Genomic DNA, 17,606 nt, shown 5'->3' with positions numbered 1-17,606 from the left:
TTCTGGCTTGATCAAACCAGTGTTCAGAGACTAACGATCATTGTCAGTTGATAAAAGCAGAATCATTCATCAAATAATCCCACCAGAGCAATGGTTTCATTGTTCGTATTAACTCTGACTGTTCCATAAGATCCCCACCAGTTGCAGGATTCCAGGCACATATCAATAAGAAAACCTTCCTTGCTCTCTTCGACATGTTTGATGGTATTAAAGCCTTTCGAAGAGTCGGTCATATACTGCAACAGAAACCAGTCTCCTTTTGCATTACTGATAAAACTGTAGGCTCCCTGACGATAGAGTGGGCGGTTCAGGGTAATAATATTAACAAAACTTCCCGACGGTTTTTTGATCCACTCAATTTTCAGATCGCTATCAGCCAGTTGTAATGTTGTCAGTAATTCTTCAAATACCAGCCCATCTCCTTGTATGGGAAGAAGTGCTTGCTGGAATGTCAGCGCCTTTTCGTTGCCGCTGATGAGTTGTGGTGTAGACGATATTTCTATTTGTTCCGGTAAAAACTGCCTGAGTTGCTGCTCTCTTTCCATACTCTCTAAATAGCGGCTGATATCGCAGGTGCAGAGTTCGACTGATTCATTTTCAGGTATTTGAGAGAGCTCTGAGAACTGGTCTCTTACACATGTAATGGGCAGGCCAGTGGCGTCAAGTGAAAAGGCTTCGGTTGATTCGCTGGATTCACCGGGAATGACCATGTTTAATAAGTTTATGCCGACGCCCTCCATTATACCGGTATAGAGTATGGCTGGCTTTTGAGAACTGGGTTCATAGCATATAGCGACAGGACTCAGGTGTCGGTCTTTATCCTCAAAAACGGTAACCCCTTCATATTCAACCTGAAAGTTGCTGTAACCACTGTTGTTGGTAGTGCTGAGAACGGTAAAAAAATGCCCTGATATTGAGCTTATTTTGAGAGATAAGTGTTGGTCATTTGTCGATTGATCGACAGTAGTCAGTGGTTTTATCACTACAAACGACCTCTCATTGGAGTCATAACCTGGCAAGGAGCAGGCCGTCAGCAAAAACATCAAAATAGAAGAAGTAAGGGTGGCTAATAGAGGGTGCATGGGGTCTTCTTGTTAATCATTGGCTGCGTGTATATTTAAGATTATTTTTATATAAATCTCTGTATATAGATAAAAAGCGACTAATAAACACTGCTAGACAATCTATATGCTATTTTTGATCGTCATAATCTTACCTTAACAATCATCTGGATTTTTGAACATCACTCTTCTTCTGCATATGGCAAATCTCATCAGGTCTTTTTGATAACGTGTGACGTTTGCCATGAAGCTCTATCAGTACCACAAAGGAAACACCTATGCCTTCGGTGGAAGCGTTAATCAGTCTCAATAGTGACACAGATATTCATTTAGCCACTGAAGACAATGGATTATTGGAGCAGTTCTGCAAGACTCGTCAGCAGTCGGTTGATCTTTGCAAACCACTGGAAATTGAGGATTATGGTTTGCAGGCAGCTGCATTTACCAGTCCCCCGAAATGGCACCTGGCTCATACCAGCTGGTTTTTTGAAACCTTTCTGCTGAAGCCTTTTGTTAAAGAGTACACGGTGTTTCATCCCGCTTATGAAGTACTGTTTAACTCCTATTACAATGCAATTGGCAAGCAGTATCCAAGGCCTCAGCGGGGCTTGTTATCAAGACCCACGGTCAATGACGTCATGAAGTATCGGCATCATGTTGATCAGGCGATGCAGGCATTGCTGAAAGCAGCCGTTCATGAACATTACTCGGAAAGGGGGGAGGTTTTTAGACGAGTACAGCTGGGCGTGCAGCATGAAAAGCAGCATCAGGAGCTATTCTTAACGGACCTGAAATATTCTCTCTCGAAAAACCCGCTCTATCCTGGTTACTCATCCACTAATAATTCCTGTTATCAAAGCGGAGCTGGTCATTCACAGGGCGCACAATGGCTTCACTTTCAAGGTGGTTTGTTTCAGTTGGGGGTTGATCAAAACGGTGAGTCATTCTCTTTTGATAATGAAAATCCAGTTCATCAGGTATACATCGAGCCTTTTGAGTTATCAGATCGGCTGATCACCAATGCTGAATTTCAGGTTTTCATTGAAGATGGCGGGTATCAGCGCCCGGAGTTCTGGCTATCTGATGGCTGGGCTGAGGTGCAACAGGGTCAATGGCGACAACCGTTATACTGGATAGAAGCTAATGGCTGTCCAATGGAATTTACACTGTATGGATTGGAGCCAAGGTCACCTGAACAGCCAGTGTGTCACCTGAGTGGCTATGAAGCAGATGCTTATACTTGCTGGGCCGGTGGCAGGTTACCTACGGAAGCCGAGTGGGAGTTTGCTGCGTGTCAGTATGGTAAGAAAACAATTCTCTCTGAAAACAGGCTGCAACCTACGTCTGTTGATTGTGACCCATACGACCCGTTAAAACAGCTTTATGACAGCTGCTGGCAATGGACATCCAGTGCCTATCGCCCATACCCCGGTTTTAAGGTAGGTACTGGTGCTATCGGTGAGTACAATGGCAAGTTCATGTGCAATCAATGGGTGCTGCGCGGCGGCTCCTGTGTCAGTCCTGTTGATCATCTCAGGCCAACCTACCGGAATTTTTTCTATCCTCGTGATCGCTGGCAGTTCTCTGGTCTCCGCCTGGCAAGAAGTCATTAATAAACCAGCCCACTGTCATCTTTGCTACCAATCATACATTTTGACCTGTTGCTATAAGGAACTCTTATGCCTGAATCAGCCATTATGGAGATGAATAATGTTAATTTTCAAAATCATCATCCTGTAAATAATGACAAAAAAGAGATTCTTGAAGGTTTGCTACGTCCACAGAAGATGCTGAATCCAAAATTTTTTTATGATCATCGTAACTATTCAGCACCCTTCATATAAATCTGGAATTTTCTGATTTTTCGACCATCATCTTATACTCAATTTTTCTAACAAATCTCCAGTATGGAACCAGACTTCCCAGCTACTCCGTTTACCGAAGCTCTCCTTAAAGAGAATGAAGAGCTTCGGACCGAGAATGCGCTTTTACGGGAACGTTGCAGCGAACTGGAAGAAAGGGTTAATAAAAACAGTCAAAACAGTAGTAAGCCACCATCGTCAGATGGTTATCAAAAGCCCAGTAAAAAAGGGAGTGATAAAGGTGATACATCTTCCAAAGAAGCCCCCTGCTCCTCACAGGAAACACCGAACCCCAAAAGCCTTAGACCATCTTCAGGCAATAAACCAGGTGGCCAGAAAGGTCATCAAGGCTCTTGTTTGAGACGTGTCGCCTTACCCGATTATGTCAGGCATCTGAAGGTTGAAAAATGTTGCTGTTGCCAGTCTTCGCTTATCGATATTAAACCCACCAAATACATTGAGCGACAGGTTTTTGATCCAGGTAGACCCGGAGAATTTGAAGTTACCGCGTACTGGGCAGACGTTAAAGTATGTCCTTGTGGTAAACGGAACACCGCTGAGTTTCCCCAAGGAGTGAAAGCCGCTGCTCAATACGGAGAAGTGACTCAGGCAATGGCTGTTCATTTAAACCAGTATCACTTCATCCCATATCACCGGGTGTCTGAGTATTTCAATACTATTTATTGCATGAGTGTCAGCGCAGGCTCTGTTGCCAATTTTGTTGCCTATACCCATGAGAACCTGGCCTCTACTGAGCAGAGTATCCGCGATGCTTTACAAGAAAGTCCGGTTGCAGGAGCGGATGAAACTGGCATGCGGGTTGACGGTTCACTGTGGTGGTTACACATTATGCGAGATGACCAATGGACGCTTTACTACCTCTCAGAAAGGCGAGGTTGTGAAGCAATGGATGCAATGGGCATCCTGCTGACTTTTGCAGGCATTCTGGTTCACGATCATTGGAAGTCCTACTTTGCCTATGCGGCAGTGCATGTGCTTTGTAATGCCCATCATCTGAGAGAGCTTCAGGGAGTTGTCGATAGGGATGCGAATAAGCTGGCTCTGCGGCTGATGAAATTGCTTACGCTCTCCTGGCACTTCTGCAAGAAATACAAAGCAGCCGGTCTGACTCAAATGCCTGGTGCAATACAGCTTCGCATTGAGACGATATACGACCAAATCCTTCAAAGGGCTCTCACGAAGGAAACCGCTTATATGGAAAAACAACGACAGGTGCTTGGACGTAAGAAGGTCAGGAATACCAAGGCCTACAACCTGTTCAAAAGGCTTATTGAGTTTAAGGTTGAAACGTTGCGCTTCATGTCGGACTTTTCAATTCCCTTCGATAACAATGGCAGTGAACGTGATGCCAGGATGGCCAAACTTAAGCAGAAGATCTCAGGCTGCTTCAGAAGCGAAGACGGAGGTACCATGTTTACCCGAATCCGAAGCTATTTATCATCTGCTAAAAAGCAGGGGTTGAACATATTTCAGGCGCTTCTTAAAGCGGTTCGAAATTACAACAATACGCCTTTGCTGGGTGCTGAATAGTTACTGATCATCATGGTTCGGTATTATTTGAAAAAATTACCCAGCAGCCGGAATACTATCCGACACGAATTGAGCGAAAACTATTAAAGAATAATGCAGGGTCGATTGCGGACTGCTGTGGTACAGAAAGCATTATGCTGGAACCAGGAAGTGGCAGCAGTGAAAAGATTCGTATTTTGCTGGATAGCCTGCGACCTAAAGCTTATATCCCAATGGATATTGCCGGAGATTTTTTGCTGGAATCTGCCATTAAACTGGGAGAACAGTTTCCATGGCTCGATATTCATGCGGTGTGTGCTGATTTTTCCCAGCCTGGTTGGATGCCAGAGAGCATTCCAGAGGGTAAGCGACTGGTATTCTATCCGGGTTCTACCTTTGGCAATTTACAGCCTGACAAAGCCCTGGATTTTCTTGAGAATCTAAAATCGTTTTTGAATGGTAGTGGTGGGGTATTAATAGGGATTGACTTGCATAAACCGGAGTCGCTGCTGAATGCCGCCTATAACGACAGAAAAGGAATTACTGCACAGTTTAACTTGAATGTGCTGAATAATATTAATCAACTAGCTGAGGGCGATTTTGATCCAGCTAGTTTTGAACATTATGCATTTTATAACACCAGTCAACAGCGTATTGAAATGCACCTGATCAGTCAGTGTGATCAAAGGGTTACTATTGATGGAGAAACCATTGCTTTCAATAAGTACGAAACCATACATACTGAGAGTTCTTATAAATACACACTGGATGGATTCGCGACGTTGGTGGCCAATGTCGGATTTCAGATAGTTAATAGTTGGGTAGATGAGGAGAGCCTGTTTAGTGTTAACTATCTGGAGCTGGAAAAAAGAGCGCGTGAATATTTTTAACTCAATGATGCCATAACCTGATTACCCATCATGCATTATAATGGCATTGATGAACTTGATCAGATCATGGCTAATTTTATTTGTAGAAGTTCAGACCTGACCTGACAGTTACCGATTTTCAAGAAGGTGTCTGTCAGGTTAAATTCAGGCTATGAACTTTTCCTTCCAGATCTCTTTCCCATCAATCAGTGTTTCTATCGGCGTTCTCCCGTTGCACTGCTTACCTTGATGGGTACGCTCAGTATTGTAGTGAATTAACCATTCGTCCAGATCTGACTGAATCATCTCAATACTCGTATACAGCGTCTTTCTCAATGCAGGTTGATAAAACTCCTGCAGAATCGTTTTATGGAAGCGTTCACAGATTCCATTCGTTTGTGGATGCCGGGTTTTCGTCTTCGTATGTTCAATGTCGTTCACCGCCAGGTAAAGTTGATAATCGTGTTGATCAGCACGACCACAATACTCTGTACCTCTGTCTGTCAGTATTCTGAGCACAGGTAGCTCTTGAGCTTCATAGAATGGCAACACGCGGTCATTGAGCAGGTCTGCAGCCGTAATTGGGGTCTTTGTCTTATAGAGTTTGGCCTGCGCTACCTTGGAGTAAGTATCAACATAAGTCTGCTGATAAACGCGGCCAACACCTTTAAAGGTTCCAACATAGAAAGTGTCCTGTGAACCAAGGTAGCCAGGGTGCGCTGTGTCAATCTCACCACTGGCCTCATCATCCAGCTTCTTGCGCTCAAGTGCCCTGACCTGGGACTCGGTGAGAATGATTCCTTCTCGAGCCACTTTCTCTTCAAGGGCTTTGAGGCGCAGTTTGAAGCTTCCCAGATCATTTCTTAGCCAGATGCTTCTCACACCGCTGGGAGAGACGAAGATACCTTGCTTGCGAAGTTCATTGGAAACACGGGCCTGCCCATGGGCAGGATCTTCTACCGCATACTCATTTCAACAGCGGGGTCTACTCGGTTTTTGAGGTTTGGAACTCTTCGGCTTTGATCAAGAAGTGCTTCGACCCCACCTTCATCAACAGCATCCCGGTAACGATAAAATGTATCTCTGGAGACACCCATGGTTTTACAGGCTTTAGAGATGTTTCCGAGCTCATCTGCAAGGTTCAGTAGCCCGACCTTGTGCTTGATGATTTTCTGGTTGGTGTGAATCATAAGGGTCACCTTTAATGATTTAGATTTCAGTGAACTCACCTTCTTTCTAAATCGGTAACCCTTTTCTTTTGATGAGAAGAAAATGTCAGATTAAGTCTGAACTACTCCATTTTATTCAATGCGCAGACCACAATACGGTTCAGTCTGTAGTGGTTTCCAATGCAACTTCCTCATTTTCAGGAGGTTCTCCATCACCTTCTGAACCGACTATAAGGTCGCTCAAGCTTTCAGATAATGCCAGTGGTGCGGTTTTATTGTCTGTTGATTGGTCGTCACTGTCATTGGTCGCAGTGGAAAAATTATCGGTAAGTGAGGCTTCAAATCGGACTGATTTTATAGGCCGTGTTTCATGAGCATTCGAAGTTTCAGAGGAGTTATCTATAGAGGCTGGAGCACTTGATTGAGTGTTATGCAGTAATATGGGCAACTCTTCATTCAATTGCTGTACCCTGGCAATTTCCCTTTTAGCGCGTTCGAGCAATGGTATTTCTTCAGGAAGTGATTGCTGCTGTAATGTCGCCTGATCTTCAACCTTTGATTCATTGTTTGCCGCTCTTTGTGTAAAGCGTTGAACCAGCCATTTATCAACTTTCAAGGCTATGAGTAAGTCAATAATTAGGGCGCCACTTAATAGACCGGAAGTGGTTCCAGGTACATCAACATCCAAGTCTGCTACTTCCTTTAGAAGTGCTGGACCTATTAAAGCTGGTGCAGTTATTACCGTCATACTGATATACCTAACAACGTCACATGCTGTGACAGAGTGGCATTTTGTTCTTAGATCCGTGCAGCAAGACTTATCAACGGTTAATGAGTGGTTTTCAGGAGTTGGCGTCAATCCCTCTGTTTTTGTTCCTGGAACAGTCTCAATGGCATCTTGCTTAGTTTTTTGATCGGCTAACCTTTCACCTGTACGCTGTTCAATATTTTCATATCTTTCATTATTAGCATCACTTGTAATTGAAAAGCATGCAGTTAAAGTCGACATATTGCAGTCCATAGAAACCCTCATGTGCATAAGTGAATTAAGTTTAAAAATCCATTTCTGATACGACAGTGGCCGAATTCGATGTTTTTCTGGGTTGCTAATTTCTGTAAAGTGACCTCCTGATTCTATTGATAGAAAGAATCGGCATTCTGCCTTAACACCCTGTACCCTCGTGTATCAACTGAGTATTGCAGTCAATTGCTTAGTCGTCCAGAGGTGAATAAATTTTGTTGCTTTTTACAAAATGCTGGTATGCAGTATTTGGTTTTTTGGTAATTGATTGTTTTGAGAATAGAAGATGAACTTGGAATTTCTTATGTTTACTCTTAGTAAGTAGGTGGGGTAATTTGAATTATCTTTTGTCGTTTTTTATTATTCGCTATCATATATAATTAAATTGTATGTGTATATAATTAAGAAATTAAATTGATTTTAGTTAAGTTCAACTTTAACTAAAAAATGGTTTTTGTTGTGTTGGAAATGATACCAGAGCATTAATCAGTGCGTGGATAACTGAACGCCAATTTGTTTGGCTGAATGAGCTTATAAGTTCAGAGAATCAATCATAATAAAGCCCGGAACACCGGGCTTTTAATCTTCTTTACTCCCTATCAGGCATCAGGGTTATCAGACTCTCTCAATCGCTCCTGCCTTTTCTGCTCTTCGGCCAGAACCGCTTTAATTTCTGCCAGTACAGAATCAACATTCGCAGCCTGTTCCACCTCTGCAAACAGGCCGGTAAGTTCGGTTTCCGGTGTCAGCTCTCCATCTTCATAGAGTGCCCACATCTCCTTGGCATACTGGCTGTTCAGTAAGTCTGGTGCAAACTGGCCATAATATTCCGTGATGTTGTTAATATCCCTGGCGAGCATGGAACGGGCATGGTTATTTGCCGAGGCATCCACGGCCTGGGGCAGATCGATAATTACCGGGCCATACTCATCCACCAGAACATTGAACTCCGACAGGTCACCATGAACCAGGCCTGCACAGAGCATCAGCATCACATAATGCATCATGGTGGCATGATCTTCCCGGGCCTGTTCGGCGGACATGGTCACTTCGCCAAGGCGTGGGGCAACCTGACCTTCATCGTCGGTGACCAGTTCCATCAGCAGTACGCCGTCCAGGCAGATATAAGGCTGAGGAACCCTCACGCCAGATCGTGCAAGGCGGAACAGGGCATCCACCTCGGCACTCTGCCAGGTCTCTTCCTGCTGCTTACGGCCATACTTGGAGCCTTTCTCGATGGCGCGCTGCCTTCGGCTGTTACGCTCTTTACGGCCTTCCTGATACTGGACTGCCTTTTTAAAGCTGCGCTTGGCCGCTTCTTTATAGACTTTGGCGCAGCGGATTTCATCTCCACAGCGCACCACATAGACATCGGCTTCTTTACCACTCATTAGCTGGCGGAGTACTTCATCCACCAGTCCTTCATCAACCAGGGGTTGGATTCGTTTCGGGGTTCTCATAAGGAACTTTTACCTTATTTGAACCCGTGATGGAATAGCGCTTTTGGTAATAAGCGTTGGGGATAGCGCATGACAGGCCTGTACTTTATTTCTTCTCAGGCAGCATGACGGTAACCGGCTCGTTTTCCACACCGGTAAAAGTGACAATCAGGTCACAGGGTGTTTTGCTGATGCAGCGGCCATTATGAGCAGTATTCACCACTTCATAGATGGCTTCACCGGCTTCATAGCGGTTTTTCTGGCCATCTTTCATGGTGACTTCCATGGTGCCGACGATGACAAAGCCATAACCTGGATATGGGTGATAGTGCCAGCCGGTTTCAGTGCCTGCAGGTGTCGATATCCTCAGCATCTTGACCAACGGTTTTTTTGTCTTTGGGTAACGCATAAGGTTGCCATCATCTGTCACACCTTGAGCCTTGAGAGTGGTTACCTGCAGTTTGCCATCGTACTCTTTTTCATGGTCAGGGCAGGCGAAGAGGACAGGGCAGCTAATGGCCAGAACTAGGGGCAGAGCATATCTGAGCATAGAATCCTCCTTAGCGGGTTCACCTAATCATAGACGCCCAATACGAGAAGTTGGTTCAAATTTATATTTTTTAATAACTTTTGGTTTGTAGCCGTTTTTTTACCACAAAGGCACAGAGACACAGAGGAAAAACCTTCCCTTTGTATCTCTGTGCCTTTGAGGTTTATATAAACTTCCCGGTTACCTGATACTTCAATTAATGGTTTTTTCTGGCATGGGTTGCATAATATTCGGCAGTGCCATGACCGGTGGAGCGTCAGGCCGACGATACAATGAACAGATGATGGATGTCATCAGCACAAAGACAATTACCAGCAGTGAGACCGGTGTGGGGATAGCCCAGGCGGTATCCAGCAACAGCATCTTGACTCCTACAAAGCCCAGCATACAGGCCAGCCCGTAGTGGAGATAACGGAAACGTTCCATCAGGCTTTCAAGTACAAAGAACAGTGAACGCAGACCCAGTAATGCCATTAAATTCGCGGTGTACACCAGGAACGGATCGGTAGTGACCGAAAAGATGGCCGGAATGGAATCAATGGCAAACATCAGGTCGGTTAATTCCACGATGATCACTACCAGCAACAGCGGTGTAGCCAGCCTGCGGCCATGTTCATAGACCCAGAATGCTGCTCCCCGGAAATCATCGGTCATGGGAAGACGCTTAGAGAGTGCCTGGATCAGTCGATTGTTGTTGAGGCCTGCATCCGCCTTGAAGAAGGCCATTTTTACGCCACTCAGAATCAACAGAACCCCAAACACATAAAGTAACCAGTGGTATTTGGCGATCAGGGCACTACCGGCAACAATCATAATGCCGCGCATGATCAAAGCGCCTACGACGCCATAGAACAGTACTTTATGCTGATAAGCCCTTGGTACTGCAAAGGCACTGAAGATCATGGCAAAGACAAACAGGTTGTCGATACTCAGGGACTTTTCAATCAGGTATCCGGTAGTAAAGGCCAGAGCGGCTTCCTGATTGGTCAGCAGGCTGGCTGGATTAATGACTTCCCAGAAGAAGTAGATGATCGCATTAAAAATAATTGCACAGCCAACCCAGAAGGCACTCCAGCCAAGGGCATGGCGAAGTGAAACTTCTTTGTTATCTCTGTGGAGATAAAGGTCGAGAGCCAGCATGGCCAGCACAAAGATATTGAAGCCAATAATTGGCCACGTTGAGTTCAGCACGGTATGTCTCCTGCCAGAACGTGTGCAATGAAGCACCCTGGTCATTGGGTATTGTGCTGGTCTCGTCAAAGCGTGTGAGGCTCACCATTACCGGGATTGCTCCGTACTGACGATAATGGTTCCACGTAGGGTGGGTGACTACTCCCCAACGATGCAAATCAATTAACAGTCAGTGACTGTTACTGCACGGGTAATAGTGTCTGTTGTCGGCGATGTCTTTTTCTAAGCAGTCGTTCGCGTTGTTTATCCGGGTGACGGTTATCATTATTCAGGTAGTAAGCGTCATCTTTATACATTGTTTTTATAAGCCTTTGGGTAAGCAGGCCAATCAGAACGTCCATTAGTTATTAACTCATTTCGGGAACATGCGCCTATCTAAAGGTATACCCGGAATATAGTCAATAGCTATTTTGTCAGGTGAGGGTAATGGTTAGTCGAGCTGCTCATAACATAACCGCCTGTGCTGGCAGGCAGTTATGCGCATGCCGGTAAGCTATTCAGAGCAGAGTGTCGGTAATGTTACTGACCAGTTGATGTAGCAGGCGAGTCCTTGCTTCCAGTGTTGCCCAGGCAATGTGTGGTGTGATGATCAGATTGTCCGGTTTATTCATGATCAGGGGATAATCCTTCGGTGGGGGTTCTGTGGTGATGACATCCACTGCAGCACCGGCAATTTCCCCATTATTAAGGGCCGTGACCAGATCTGCTTCATTAACGATACCACCCCTGGCAGTATTGATCAGAATGGCAGAGGGTTTCATCTGCTGGAGCTCTGTCATGGAAAACAGGTCCCGGGTTGCTTCCGTCAGCGGGCAGTGAATGCTGATCGCATCGGATTCTTTGATGACCTGGTCAAAAGGCGTTCTTCCCAGACGAATATGGGTGGCATTCTTCTGTTCTGCGATCAGAACATGCATACCAAAGGCTCTGGCAAGGTGTTCTACGGATTTTGCCAGATTGCCATAGCCAACCAGTCCCATGGTTTTGCCCGTCAGCTCCATCATCGGGAAATCAAACAGGCAGAAAGAACGGCTTGTACTCCATTGACCGGTGCTTACCCTCTGGTTGTATTGGCTGGCATGGGTAGTAAGTTCCAGCAGAACATTGAACACCAGCTGGGCCACACTGCTGCCAGCATAACCCACCACGTTTTTCACTTCGATACCACGGGCTTCTGCGGTTTTCAGGTCCACGTTATTCATCCCGGTGGCTGCAATGCAGATCAATTTCAGTTCTGATAGCCTGGAAAGAGTATCGTTATCGAGGATGACTTTGTTGGTAATCACCACCTGAGCGTTGCGGCTGCGCTCAAGGGTCTGCTCCGGGGTTGTAAAGTCATGGAGTTTCCAGTTGATGGGCAGGTCATGCAGCGGTGAAAGATCCAGGTCTGGTCCCAGGGTGCCGGCATCCAGAAAAACACCATTGATCATATTATTACCGTAACGGAAGTGTTGTTGTTCATGCAGGCCAGTTTGCCAGAAATGGTTTATAAAAGTTAATACACGGGTAATACCAATCGTGCTTTCTAACTCACGTTATGAGCAAGAAGATTTGAGCCTTAAGACAAGGCGACAATCGGCAACGCAGGATGAAGGCTCAAATCTTCAGCGCAATAGGGAGTTAGAAGGTTCGATTGGTATAATAAACCACTGGACCGTATGAGGTTCCAATGAAGAAACTGAAGAATGAAAAAGAACTGGTAAAGAAGGCCATTGAATATGGCATGAAGTATGGTGAAAAACGGGGGGTTGTTGAATTTGAGGCTACCGATTCTGCCAATGAGAAAATCGAATATATCTATCGCCTCCTGGTACATGATAATCTCATCCAGCCTCTGCCGGAGGATCAGGTATCCCAGGTTACCATGAAACACAAGCTGGCAATCTGGGCATCAAAACAGAAGCTGGACTGATCTGGGCGATACGTCATTTGAATGGAGATTCTTGCTTGCCACACTGTGTTATTGAATATTCCCGCCCATTGGAAGCGGTTGTCAGCCCACAGACCCTGATGGAGAGTGTGCATCAGGGAGCTGTCAGCTCTGGGTTGTTTGACGAGTCGGCCATCAAGGTACGTGCGCTACCTTACGACCATTTTCGTGTAGCAGTGGATGCAGAACAGGGGATGCGGTTTATTCATGTGACGGCTCGTATTCTATCCGGGCGCAGTTTGCAACAGAAACAGCGGTTGTCCAGTATTTTGCTGAAGGCTATAGAGGGAGTTCCTTTGGATAATGTGTCCATCACGGTTGAAGTGGTTGATATGGAGCGTGAGGTTTACGCCAAATCAATTATCGGTTGATGAGCCTGAAGGGTAAAACTTTCCAGACTCAACGCCATGTGCGACTTTTAGGTTTGCATAAGGAGACATGACTGATCCTGCTTTCTGCTATTAAAAGCAGTAGAAAGCAAAGAAGGTTTCAGTCATGCCCGTTGAAGAGTTTATCACTACAGTCTACTGCTTGATCGACGATTTGGTAAAAGAGCTTTTTCCTGTACCACTGCGACTTCGAGGGTTTCCACCAAAGCTCACTGATAGTGAAGCGATCACCATGGAAGTTGTCGGTGAATGGCTTGGGCATCATAAGGACACTGAGATTTGGAAGTATTTTACCCGACACTGGCGACACCTGTTTCCTGACATTCCTTCACGCTCGGCATTTGTCAAACAGGCCGCCAACTTATGGCATGTGAAACAACGACTGCAAATTCGTATAGTCCAGATGATGCATGCAGATAATGCAGATATCCATTTAATCGATGGTTTTCCGATTGATGTTGTCGTCAGAACCCGTGCACCACAGAGCCGTATCTTTAAAGCTGAGGCTGGTTATGGTTACTGCGCTTCCAAGGACAAGAAGTTCTATGGCTTTCAGGGGCATTTGCTGGTTGAAGCACGAGGGATTCCTGTGGGTTTTACTCTGACCGCAGCGAACGTAGATGAGCGTGATGCAGCCTATGACATGCTCGAGACCATTTCTGGCCTCTTGCTTGGCGATAAGGGCTATATAAGGCCTGAGTTTAAAGCTGATTGTCAGGAATTAGGTATTGATCTTCAGACGCCACTGAGAAAAAACATGCAAGATGAACGTCCGAAGTCGTTTGTAAAGCTGGTATTACGGGTACGACGGAGAATAGAAACAGTGATAGGTCAATTGACAGAGCGCTTTGAAATAGAAAAGTGCCATTGTCGAGATAGATGGCATATGACATCACGTATCGCTCGGAAGTTACTGGCACATAATATTGGTTCTTATCTGAATATAATTGCTGGTCGTCCTGCAATACAGTTTGAGAACCTTATTTCCGAAGATTAAAAAACGGAAAGCAAATAATTGCGTGATTTTGAAGATACAACTTGGACTTACCATCATGCTAGCCCGGATATTTCATAAACGTGCTCCCGTTCTCGCTTGTCCTTTGCCGCCCTAAGGGAGTTTTGCTCGGTCGACCGTACTCCCCGGTACGGCACTCCCTCACAAAATCCCTTAGGGCGACAAAGTCCTGCCCGAGATTCGGGGCAGTTTATGAAATATCCGGGCTAGTAATTTGAGATAGTTTCAGACAAAGTCGCACATCGCGTAGACTCATGCTTTGGGTTTAGTTTGGTCTTCAGGGTGAAACATCTCATCATAAGTGCCGGAAAAAACCAGTTGTAAGTGAGGAGCAATGTGATGCCCAAGGGTCTCTTTTGCTTCACCAATGCTGTGGAAAACAGCGGGGGAAGCATCATTGTTTCTCAGAAGGTGCTTCCCATCCACCTGACATAAATAAATATCCCCTTCCTGACTCAGCAGTTGGACCGGCAGATGGTTTTTTTTGAAGGTTTTTTTCAGTTCTTTAATGGTCATTGAGTTTCTCCGATGGCTTTAATGGAACCTGAAGAAGAAAACGACGGCTCAACTTAAATGCTTTCTTGGAATCAGCTGTCCTGCAAAAGGGTTGTCCAGTCCACTGGCTATACCAGCAGCTCTTGCGGTGGGATAATTTGATACGGTTTCGTTCATCCTTTCCCGTTCAATTGGATTGCTAATGTCGACCATGACGACAGCACCACCTTGCTGAATGTGATCGTGATAGGGTTGCAGACGATAGTTGTCGCTTGAAGCACCGATCATTCCACCAAGCCAGGTAGGAAAGCCCAGGGCGATCAGACAGGCGAAGACGGTTCCAATACCACCGGCAGGATGACCTTCCAAAAGGTTGTAGGTAAAGAATCCAACCACTGTTGCCAGAATGACACCAACCATAAAGCCTCTTTCACCGCTGTGAATGGTGTCAGTCTCTTCCAGAAAGTTGAGATCATTTAGATGATATTTCATGGCGCGTGTGTGATCCTCGTGAGCGATGTGAATGCGATTGTGATCAATGCCTGCACTTTCGAGCTGTTCGGAGAGTTCTTTGGCAGTTTTCAGCCCGGGCAGTAAAAAGAGGTGCTTTTTCATGGTTGCAATTCCTTTGCAGTGAAATACGTAAACACTCTTTATTGCTTTTGTTTTCTGGAGCGTTAATAGACTCAACCTTTGACAGTCTTAAAGAGTGGAGTCCTTATATCGTGTTAATCAGGGTAAACTTTAATATGACATTTTCCTGAATGTCACCAGTCTCAAGTCCCTTTTGAGCACTGCCCCAAATCTCTTACCCTGATAACATCTTCTTGTACGGTCTCCACGTAAAACTGGATTTCAGTCTTGCAATTTTTTTATGCAAACTGTTTGCCAGATAAAAAATAGTATTGAAAAACATTGGATTAGCTTTTTGTGAAGAGGGCCGGATGACTAATAACGAGGCATGCCCATGAAGTTTGCACTAATTGGAGCCGGACTTTCCGGGATAAGGGCCGCAAGTCTTTTGATCGATTTGGGGCATGAAGTGACGGTTTTTGAGAAGAGTCGTGGTTTAGGTGGACGGTTAGCCAATCGTCGAACAGCATGGGGTAAGCTTGATATAGGTGCTCAGTACTTTACTGCCAGAGACCCGGATTTTCAGAAGCAGGTAGAGCTGTGGCTGCAAGCTTCTGCCGTTCAGGTCTGGGATTTTTCACCTCATTGTGTTGAACAGGGGAAATTAATACCTTCACCGGATGAAACGGTGCGTTACACCGGTTCTCCGTTAATGAATCAGCTGGTTTATTGTTCGAGTAATGGGCTTGCGGTTAATTTTCAATGTGCTGTAACGGCGGTGGAAAAACTCAGGAAAGGTTGGCGTCTGTTCACTTCCGGTGGAGAAGTATTTTCGGATTTTGACTGGTTGATTGTCAGTAGCCCTGCTGAGCAAAGCCGTACCCTTTTGGAAAACTGTTCTGATGTGATGACTGGTGTGCCTGAGGCCGTCCATCAACCCTGTTGGGCAGTGGGCCTTGCTACCCGAGGGGAAATTCCAGAGGGTGTGCAGGGTATCTTTGGTGATGGCACCGTCCACTGGGCTTCCCGGTTATCCAGTCGACCTGGTTTTATCAAAGCTCCGGATATTGATGATGTCTGGATGTTGCATTTCTCACCTGAGTGGTCTGAACAACAGGGTAAAGAAACGCCAGTGGATATCGGTCAGACCGGTTTGGAGTGGCTTCAGAAGATAATGGATACCGAGCTTGATAAAAGTACTGAATATCGACATTACTGGCGATATGCCAATATAAAGCCAGTGACATTTGATAAGTCCTATCTTCTGGATGAGTACCAGCGGCTTGCGGTCATTGGTGCCTGGTGTGCTGGTGGCAGGGTTGAGGGAGCCTGGTTATCAGCACAGAGATGTATAGAGGATCTTATAAGGTTAAGATGAGCAGATTTTGCAATGTTAATGGATTCTGATAGGGGAAAAACCGCTTTACAGGTTCGTTGAGTCTACGTTGCTTTAACAACCACTACACCTGCTCCAGTTCGTCCTGTGCAATTAGGCTTTACGAACCAATAAGCGGATAATTATGCCAAAAAACCTAAGATAAGTATGTGAGTTACTACTTTTGTAGCGAAAGTGATCAAGGAAGGTCCTGTGAAAATTCAAAATCCGTTACAGATGTTCAGGGAAGCCCTTAAGACTCATCTGGAACACTTAATACATCCTAAAAAGTATATGCCTTCCAATAACAGTGCTGAGTGCTCAGGCCAGACTCTGCATCAAAGATCAGTGAAACAGCTTCGCGCTCAACCTCCAGTCTTGCACTCAACCGGGAATAACAAACAAGAAGTATCAATGGTGTTATGGTCTCATTGGAGTGGTAAAACTCAAAAGGAGGTCAAGGCGTGTTATTCGCAACTTGAGAAGGTAAATGGCTCTGTTTTGCTAACCATGGAAAAATTATTGGGTGAGGGGCATCAGTTGCATTCCTGCCAGATCCCAGGTGTGCTTATCATGAGCTCACCGTATGTTTTGAGTGATTTCCCACATCGCCTTTCGGGGTTGCTGGATAAGGCTCTGTCAAAAGATCTCGAACTTAGGAGTCAGATATATTGCTCAGATGGTGTATTGAAAACACCGATTTTATTTGTCCGTAGAGACTTTGCTGAAACACCCATGCGATTAGAGTCTCTCGAAAAGTTTTCAAAAGGTGCTGCTTTTTACCCCTATATTGATACTACAAGCCGGTCGGACACATCTATGCTTACAATATACGTCGATGATCGGCATATCAGTGAAGCTGCTTTAATTGAAGGTCTGAGGGGAGCGCTGAGGAGAGCGGTACAAAAAGCCGATAATAATCTTCCACAATTACCAGGTCTTTCGAATATCTCTGGATGGTCTGATGTGATGGAACATTATAGAGCGACCTGTGAAGCTGAGTTACTTCGACATTTTAAAGTAGGGTGCATCGACAGGTTGCCAGATCTGTCGAAGATTTCTGATTGGTCAGAGTTATCAGATAAGTATCTGAAGTCCCGGGAAATAATTCAGAAATATCTGCGGTGATGCTATAAA

At 45.3% G+C, this 17,606-nt stretch carries 16 protein-coding genes and 1 pseudogene; 8 read left to right on the top strand and 9 right to left on the bottom strand.

Annotated elements, in window-relative coordinates; all coding sequences use genetic code 11:
- Nucleotides 1-62: 62 nt before the first annotated feature.
- Nucleotides 63-1,082: a hypothetical protein gene (locus ACOCLE_RS10720; RefSeq protein WP_419536692.1), complete on the bottom strand. Its 1,020-nt coding sequence runs from the start codon at nt 1,080-1,082 to the stop codon at nt 63-65.
- Between the two features lie 332 nt (nt 1,083-1,414).
- On the opposite strand from ACOCLE_RS10720, the gene egtB reads away from it, so the two are divergent.
- The 3 genes from egtB (at nt 1,415) to egtD (ending at nt 5,343) form a co-directional block, all read left to right on the top strand.
- The gene (egtB, locus tag ACOCLE_RS10715; RefSeq protein WP_419536691.1) at nt 1,415-2,674 is read left to right on the top strand and encodes an ergothioneine biosynthesis protein EgtB; all 1,260 of its coding nucleotides are present in this window, start codon (nt 1,415-1,417) and stop codon (nt 2,672-2,674) included.
- 294 nt (nt 2,675-2,968) lie between these two features.
- Nucleotides 2,969-4,474 carry an IS66 family transposase gene (gene tnpC / locus ACOCLE_RS10710; protein WP_419532963.1) on the top strand — a complete coding sequence of 502 codons (1,506 nt, stop codon included), beginning with the start codon at nt 2,969-2,971 and terminating at the stop codon, nt 4,472-4,474.
- Nucleotides 4,471-5,343 (top strand): L-histidine N(alpha)-methyltransferase, encoded by an 873-nt coding sequence (egtD, locus tag ACOCLE_RS10705; protein ID WP_419537196.1) that lies wholly within the window; start codon nt 4,471-4,473, stop codon nt 5,341-5,343. Before tnpC ends, egtD begins: the two co-directional genes overlap by 4 nt.
- A gap of 144 nt (nt 5,344-5,487) precedes the next feature.
- On the opposite strand, the pseudogene ACOCLE_RS10700 reads toward egtD, so the two are convergent.
- From ACOCLE_RS10700 to ACOCLE_RS10675, 6 genes and pseudogenes are all read right to left on the bottom strand, one after another.
- Nucleotides 5,488-6,512, bottom strand: a pseudogene (locus tag ACOCLE_RS10700) (IS481 family transposase).
- Nucleotides 6,513-6,651: 139 nt separating this feature from the next.
- Nucleotides 6,652-7,500, bottom strand: a complete 849-nt coding sequence (locus tag ACOCLE_RS10695; protein ID WP_419536690.1) for a hypothetical protein — start codon at nt 7,498-7,500, stop codon at nt 6,652-6,654.
- A 611-nt stretch (nt 7,501-8,111) separates the two neighbouring features.
- A complete protein-coding gene (locus ACOCLE_RS10690; RefSeq protein ID WP_419536689.1) occupies nt 8,112-8,972 on the bottom strand; it encodes a PA4780 family RIO1-like protein kinase in 861 nt (286 codons plus the stop codon).
- A gap of 85 nt (nt 8,973-9,057) precedes the next feature.
- Complete coding sequence (locus ACOCLE_RS10685) at nt 9,058-9,501, bottom strand: cupin domain-containing protein (protein WP_419536688.1); 444 nt, start codon at nt 9,499-9,501, stop codon at nt 9,058-9,060.
- Between the two features lie 192 nt (nt 9,502-9,693).
- Entirely contained in the window at nt 9,694-10,692 is a 999-nt protein-coding gene (locus ACOCLE_RS10680; protein ID WP_419536687.1) for a TerC family protein, read from the bottom strand.
- Nucleotides 10,693-11,189: 497 nt separating this feature from the next.
- Nucleotides 11,190-12,122, bottom strand: a complete 933-nt coding sequence (locus tag ACOCLE_RS10675) for a D-2-hydroxyacid dehydrogenase (protein ID WP_419536686.1) — start codon at nt 12,120-12,122, stop codon at nt 11,190-11,192.
- 239 nt (nt 12,123-12,361) lie between these two features.
- Here ACOCLE_RS10675 and ACOCLE_RS10670 point away from each other — a divergent pair, with 239 nt between their 5' ends.
- From ACOCLE_RS10670 to ACOCLE_RS10660, 3 genes are all read left to right on the top strand, one after another.
- Nucleotides 12,362-12,604, top strand: a complete 243-nt coding sequence (locus tag ACOCLE_RS10670; RefSeq protein WP_066015024.1) for a DUF5062 family protein — start codon at nt 12,362-12,364, stop codon at nt 12,602-12,604.
- 35 nt (nt 12,605-12,639) lie between these two features.
- Nucleotides 12,640-12,993 (top strand): 5-carboxymethyl-2-hydroxymuconate Delta-isomerase, encoded by a 354-nt coding sequence (locus tag ACOCLE_RS10665; protein ID WP_419536685.1) that lies wholly within the window; start codon nt 12,640-12,642, stop codon nt 12,991-12,993.
- Nucleotides 12,994-13,117: 124 nt separating this feature from the next.
- Nucleotides 13,118-14,008, top strand: a complete 891-nt coding sequence (locus tag ACOCLE_RS10660; RefSeq protein ID WP_419533099.1) for an IS982 family transposase — start codon at nt 13,118-13,120, stop codon at nt 14,006-14,008.
- A gap of 270 nt (nt 14,009-14,278) precedes the next feature.
- On the opposite strand, the gene ACOCLE_RS10655 is transcribed toward ACOCLE_RS10660, so the two are convergent.
- The gene (locus ACOCLE_RS10655; RefSeq protein ID WP_419536684.1) at nt 14,279-14,542 is read right to left on the bottom strand and encodes a DUF6482 family protein; all 264 of its coding nucleotides are present in this window, start codon (nt 14,540-14,542) and stop codon (nt 14,279-14,281) included.
- Between the two features lie 48 nt (nt 14,543-14,590).
- Nucleotides 14,591-15,136, bottom strand: a complete 546-nt coding sequence (locus tag ACOCLE_RS10650) for a hypothetical protein (protein WP_419536683.1) — start codon at nt 15,134-15,136, stop codon at nt 14,591-14,593.
- A gap of 352 nt (nt 15,137-15,488) precedes the next feature.
- Here ACOCLE_RS10650 and ACOCLE_RS10645 point away from each other — a divergent pair, with 352 nt between their 5' ends.
- Both ACOCLE_RS10645 and ACOCLE_RS10640 read left to right on the top strand, forming a co-directional pair.
- Entirely contained in the window at nt 15,489-16,472 is a 984-nt protein-coding gene (locus ACOCLE_RS10645; protein WP_419536682.1) for an NAD(P)/FAD-dependent oxidoreductase, read from the top strand.
- Between the two features lie 210 nt (nt 16,473-16,682).
- Nucleotides 16,683-17,597: a hypothetical protein gene (locus ACOCLE_RS10640; RefSeq protein WP_419536681.1), complete on the top strand. Its 915-nt coding sequence runs from the start codon at nt 16,683-16,685 to the stop codon at nt 17,595-17,597.
- Nucleotides 17,598-17,606 lie beyond the last annotated feature (9 nt).

Origin of the sequence: Endozoicomonas sp., assembly GCF_965196975.1 — a bacterium.
Lineage (GTDB): Bacteria > Pseudomonadota > Gammaproteobacteria > Pseudomonadales > Endozoicomonadaceae > Endozoicomonas.
Note: the sequence above shows the minus strand (reverse complement) of the source record. Positions and strands in the feature narration are given on the sequence as shown.

What these genes read in the sequence shown, in the direction of transcription:
- ACOCLE_RS10720 (WP_419536692.1), bottom strand. Translation starts at nt 1,082, where the DNA reads ATGCACCCTCTATTAGCCACCCTTACTTCTTCTATTTTGATGTTTTTG.
- tnpC (WP_419532963.1), top strand. Translation starts at nt 2,969, where the DNA reads ATGGAACCAGACTTCCCAGCTACTCCGTTTACCGAAGCTCTCCTTAAA.
- ACOCLE_RS10695 (WP_419536690.1), bottom strand. Translation starts at nt 7,500, where the DNA reads ATGTCGACTTTAACTGCATGCTTTTCAATTACAAGTGATGCTAATAAT.
- ACOCLE_RS10690 (WP_419536689.1), bottom strand. Translation starts at nt 8,972, where the DNA reads ATGAGAACCCCGAAACGAATCCAACCCCTGGTTGATGAAGGACTGGTG.
- ACOCLE_RS10685 (WP_419536688.1), bottom strand. Translation starts at nt 9,501, where the DNA reads ATGCTCAGATATGCTCTGCCCCTAGTTCTGGCCATTAGCTGCCCTGTC.
- ACOCLE_RS10675 (WP_419536686.1), bottom strand. Translation starts at nt 12,122, where the DNA reads ATGATCAATGGTGTTTTTCTGGATGCCGGCACCCTGGGACCAGACCTG.
- ACOCLE_RS10670 (WP_066015024.1), top strand. Translation starts at nt 12,362, where the DNA reads ATGAAGAAACTGAAGAATGAAAAAGAACTGGTAAAGAAGGCCATTGAA.
- ACOCLE_RS10660 (WP_419533099.1), top strand. Translation starts at nt 13,118, where the DNA reads ATGCCCGTTGAAGAGTTTATCACTACAGTCTACTGCTTGATCGACGAT.
- ACOCLE_RS10655 (WP_419536684.1), bottom strand. Translation starts at nt 14,542, where the DNA reads ATGACCATTAAAGAACTGAAAAAAACCTTCAAAAAAAACCATCTGCCG.
- ACOCLE_RS10650 (WP_419536683.1), bottom strand. Translation starts at nt 15,136, where the DNA reads ATGAAAAAGCACCTCTTTTTACTGCCCGGGCTGAAAACTGCCAAAGAA.
- ACOCLE_RS10645 (WP_419536682.1), top strand. Translation starts at nt 15,489, where the DNA reads ATGAAGTTTGCACTAATTGGAGCCGGACTTTCCGGGATAAGGGCCGCA.